This is a genomic window from Arthrobacter sp. TB 26 (assembly GCF_000427315.1).
Classification (GTDB): Bacteria; Actinomycetota; Actinomycetes; order Actinomycetales; family Micrococcaceae; genus Arthrobacter.
In genome coordinates this window covers 1-3,695 of record NZ_AUPJ01000067.1, presented here as the reverse complement: position 1 = coordinate 3,695, position 3,695 = coordinate 1, and the positions used below count along the sequence as shown (strand labels likewise).

Below are 3,695 nucleotides of genomic sequence, written 5' to 3'. Positions count from 1 at the left end.
CCCCGCACCACCCGAGCAACGCGGGGTCATTTACGGCCTATCCGAGTCCCCAACATGGGCGCGATGTGACCCCGCGTTGCCTGTTAGGGTCTTAGTGCCGTAGACCCGGCTTCCAGCCGAGGGCAAGACTGGGAGAGGCAGCACACCTCTTGCGAGTGCCCACGGCAGGACTGCTCTCTTCGCCCCCGTTCCACGGACGAAGGCGCCGGTTCCCTTTGACGCAGCAGCGCGGCTGCCTGATTCGCCCTAGGAAGTACCCGACTAGGAGGCCGATCATGGGCAAGAAGAAAAACAAGAAGAGCGCCGACAGCGAGCTCCGGATGAAGATGCCCCGCAAGGAGTACGAGGCGGAGATGGCCATCCTGCAGGGCGAGCTGGTTGCCTTGCAGGAGTGGGTTAAGTCCACCGGAGCCAAAATCTGCATCGTGTTCGAGGGCCGCGACACGGCCGGCAAGGGCGGCACGATCAAGCGCATCGTCGAGCGGGTTAGCCCCCGTGTGTTCCGCGTGGTGGCACTCCCCACACCGACGGACCGGGAGAAATCGCAGATGTACCTCCAGCGCTACATGTCGCATTTTCCGGCGGCCGGCGAGGTGGTCATCTTCGACCGCAGCTGGTACAACCGTGCCGGCGTCGAGCGCGTGATGGGCTTCTGCACCCCGGAGCAGACCGAGAAGTTCCTCAATATGACTCCGCAGGTGGAAAAGGCGATGGTCGACTCCGGAATCATCCTGCTCAAGTTCTGGCTCGAGGTCAGCGCGGACGAGCAGACCCGGCGGCTCAAGAGCCGCATGGACGATCCGCGCAAGACGTGGAAGTTGTCGCCGATGGATTTGAAGTCCTACAGCCGGTGGTACGACTACTCCCGCGCAAGGGACGCCATGTTCGAGGCAACCGACACAGCATGGGCGCCCTGGTACGTCGCGAACAACGACGTCAAGAAGCGTGGCCGGCTCAACATCATCAGCCACCTGCTGGGGCAGGTGCCTTATGAGCCGTTCCCGGGGCTCGACGTCGAACTGCCGAAGCGGCAGAAGGCCGGCGACTACAGCGAGCCGACCCTCACTCCGCGGCAAATTCCCACCCCGTTCTAAGAAGCGCCGCCATGAGGAGTACGTCATGAACGACAAGTCCGGAGCAGCAGGGGTGGTCCCGGCCGAGGCGGACGCGGCCTGGTACGCGCTGGCACCCGCGGAGGGTGGCGGCCGAGCTAAGGGTGGACCCGGCCCGCGGCCTGAGCGCGGCCGAGGCGCAGCAACGCCTGCAGGAGTACGGCCCGAACGCACTGGCCGCCGCGAAGCCGGAGCCGGTCTGGAAGCAGTTCTTCAAGCACTACGCGGACGACAGCAGATCGTGCTTGTGGTCGCCGCCCTGGTCAGCCTGTTGATCGAGGAATACGGGACCGCCATCGGGCTCGCCGTCGTGACCTTGTTCAACGCGTGGTTGGGATATCACCAGGAAGGCAAGGCGGAGGCCGCCGCAGCTTCCCTGGGCAAGATGATGAAGGCGATGGCCAAGGTGCGCCGCGACGGCGTCATGGCGGAGGTCCCGGCCGAGCAAACTGTTCCCGGCGATATCGTGGTGGTCGACGCCGGCGACCGCGTCCCCGCCGACGGCCGGATCATCCTGGCGGCGACCCTGCAGATCGAGGAAGGCGCCCTGACCGGCGAGAGCGTCGCGGTCGAGAAGGACACCGGCTTCATCAGCCGGCACGACGTCGGCCTCGGGGACCGCTTGAACATGGCGTTCATGAACACCAACGTGACCCGGGGCCACGGAGAAATCCTCGTCACCACCACGGGCATGGGGTCGGAGGTCGGCCACATCGCCCACATGCTGTCCGGCGCTGGCGGTCGGCTCGATCCCGGACGCGCTGCCCGCCGTCGTCCTCGGCAGATCCTCGTCCGGGCGGATGCCGGGCGGCCGCGCCGAGGCCCTCACCGACGAATCGCGCGCCAAAGTCCTCGCCGCGAACGACCGCATCGCCAGCCAGGGCCGGCGCGTGCTCGCATTGGCACAGCGCGAGTTCGAGCCGGCCTCGTTCGATCCGGCGGGTGACCTCATGGCGCTCATGCAGGACCTGGAGATCAGCGCCCTGATCGGTGAAGTCGACCCGCCGCGCGCGGAGGCGGTGGCCGCCATCGCCACGGCAAAGCACGCCGGCATCCGGGTCCGGATGATCACCGGTGACCACGCCGTCACCGCGGCGGCGATCGCCACGGCCGACATCGGGATCGCCATGGGCATCACGGGCACTGACGTCGCCAAGGGCGCGGCCAAGATGATCCTGGCCGACGACAACTTCGCCACGATCGTGGCGGCCGTTGAAGAGGGCCGGCTGGTGTACGACAACCTGCAGAAGTTCATCCGCATCCAGGTCGCCAACCTGTTTATGTTCATTCTGGCGTTCATCGGCTCGTCCGCGTTCGCGATCGCAGGCACGGCGCTGCTCAGCCCGGCCCAGGTGCTGTGGATCCACACGGCGATCGTCGCCCCCATTGACGCCGTGATGGGCCTTGACCTCGCGACGCCGGGGATCATGGACCGCAAGCCCCGGCCCTTCAACCAGCCGATCATTGTCCGGTCGATGATGGTGCGCCTGCTCGTCGTCGGGCTGTTCATGGCGGCCGCGACGCTGGTCCTCGTGCAGCTCGGCAAGACAAACTACGGCTCGCTCGAGGTCGGCCAGAGCATGGCCGTTGTGGGCCTCGGGCTGATGAACACCACTATCGCCCTCAACCTGCGCTACCCCACTGAGAGCGCCGTCGGGCCCTCGACATGATCCAACCCGAAGCTGCCCTGGGCCTTCGCGTGGGCATTCGTCGGCTCGATGCTGATCACCCAGATGCGCGTGCTGCAGGACTTCTTTGGCACCGTCCCGCTCACCGGCCAACAGTGGGTGGCCTGCCTGGTTCCGGCCGTGGTGCTGCTGCTGGCCGGCGAGCTCTTCAAAGTGGTCCTGCGGGCCCGGCACGCCCACTAACCCCACCTCAGAACAACGCGGGGTCACATCGCGCCCATCACGGGCACCAACATGGGCCCGATGTGACCCCGCGTTGCCGGTGGAGGGGCGATGGCGGCCGTGTCACTTGCCGAGATATTCGCCACTAAAGGTTAATCCTCAAACATCAAACGTCTAACCTTTAGGAATGGCTAGCAGCACGGCGACGTCCGCCCTCCCCGAGACAGCACCCCCCGCCGTCGTGCGCGCACCCCGCGGCGTGATCATCGCAGGCGTCGTGGCGATCGTGCTGATCGGCCTCAACCTGCGCGCCGGCATCACCGGAGCCGCCGCGCTCCTTCACGACCTGCAGGAAGTCCTGGGCTACGGGCCGCTGATCGCCGCCATCATCCCCTCGATCCCCACCCTGTGCTTCGCCGTGGCCGGTGCCGCGACCTCGTGGCTCACCCGGCGCCTGGGCCTCGAGAAGGCGATCCTGCTCTCCCTGGTGCTTCTCGCGGCCGGGCTGCTGGTCCGCGGGATCCCGTCGACCGGCATGCTGCTGGCGGGCACCGTCGTCGGGATGTCCGGGCTGGCGATCTGCAACGTGGCGATGCCGTCTTTCATCAGGGTCCATTTCGCGCACCGGACGTCGCTCATGACGGCGCTCTACACCGTGACCATGACGACCGGCGCCACCGTGGTTGCCGTGCTGATCGTCCCCGTGGCGCAGCAGCTCGGCTCGCCCTCCGCC

3 protein-coding genes and 2 pseudogenes are annotated in these 3,695 nt (G+C 66.9%); all 5 read left to right on the top strand.

Annotated elements, in window-relative coordinates; all coding sequences use genetic code 11:
* The first annotated feature begins 275 nt into the window (after positions 1 to 275).
* Positions 276 to 1,094, top strand: coding sequence for a polyphosphate kinase 2 (gene ppk2, locus K789_RS0101390; RefSeq protein WP_024365179.1), 819 nt, complete (start codon positions 276 to 278; stop codon positions 1,092 to 1,094).
* 104 nt (positions 1,095 to 1,198) lie between these two features.
* Entirely contained in the window at positions 1,199 to 1,387 is a 189-nt protein-coding gene (locus K789_RS25890) for a cation-transporting P-type ATPase (protein WP_024365178.1), read from the top strand.
* Positions 1,388 to 1,497: 110 nt separating this feature from the next.
* On the top strand, positions 1,498 to 2,058 hold the full coding sequence (locus K789_RS25885; RefSeq protein WP_306376185.1) for a hypothetical protein: 561 nt from the start codon (positions 1,498 to 1,500) through the stop codon (positions 2,056 to 2,058).
* A gap of 4 nt (positions 2,059 to 2,062) precedes the next feature.
* Positions 2,063 to 2,983: pseudogene (locus K789_RS25775) on the top strand (cation transporting ATPase C-terminal domain-containing protein).
* A 166-nt stretch (positions 2,984 to 3,149) separates the two neighbouring features.
* Positions 3,150 to 3,695 (top strand): annotated as a pseudogene (locus tag K789_RS0101365) (MFS transporter); the annotation flags it as partial.

Coding starts and splice junctions, on each gene's coding strand:
- ppk2 (WP_024365179.1), top strand. CDS start 276: ATGGGCAAGAAGAAAAACAAGAAGAGCGCCGACAGCGAGCTCCGGATG.
- K789_RS25885 (WP_306376185.1), top strand. CDS start 1,498: ATGATGAAGGCGATGGCCAAGGTGCGCCGCGACGGCGTCATGGCGGAG.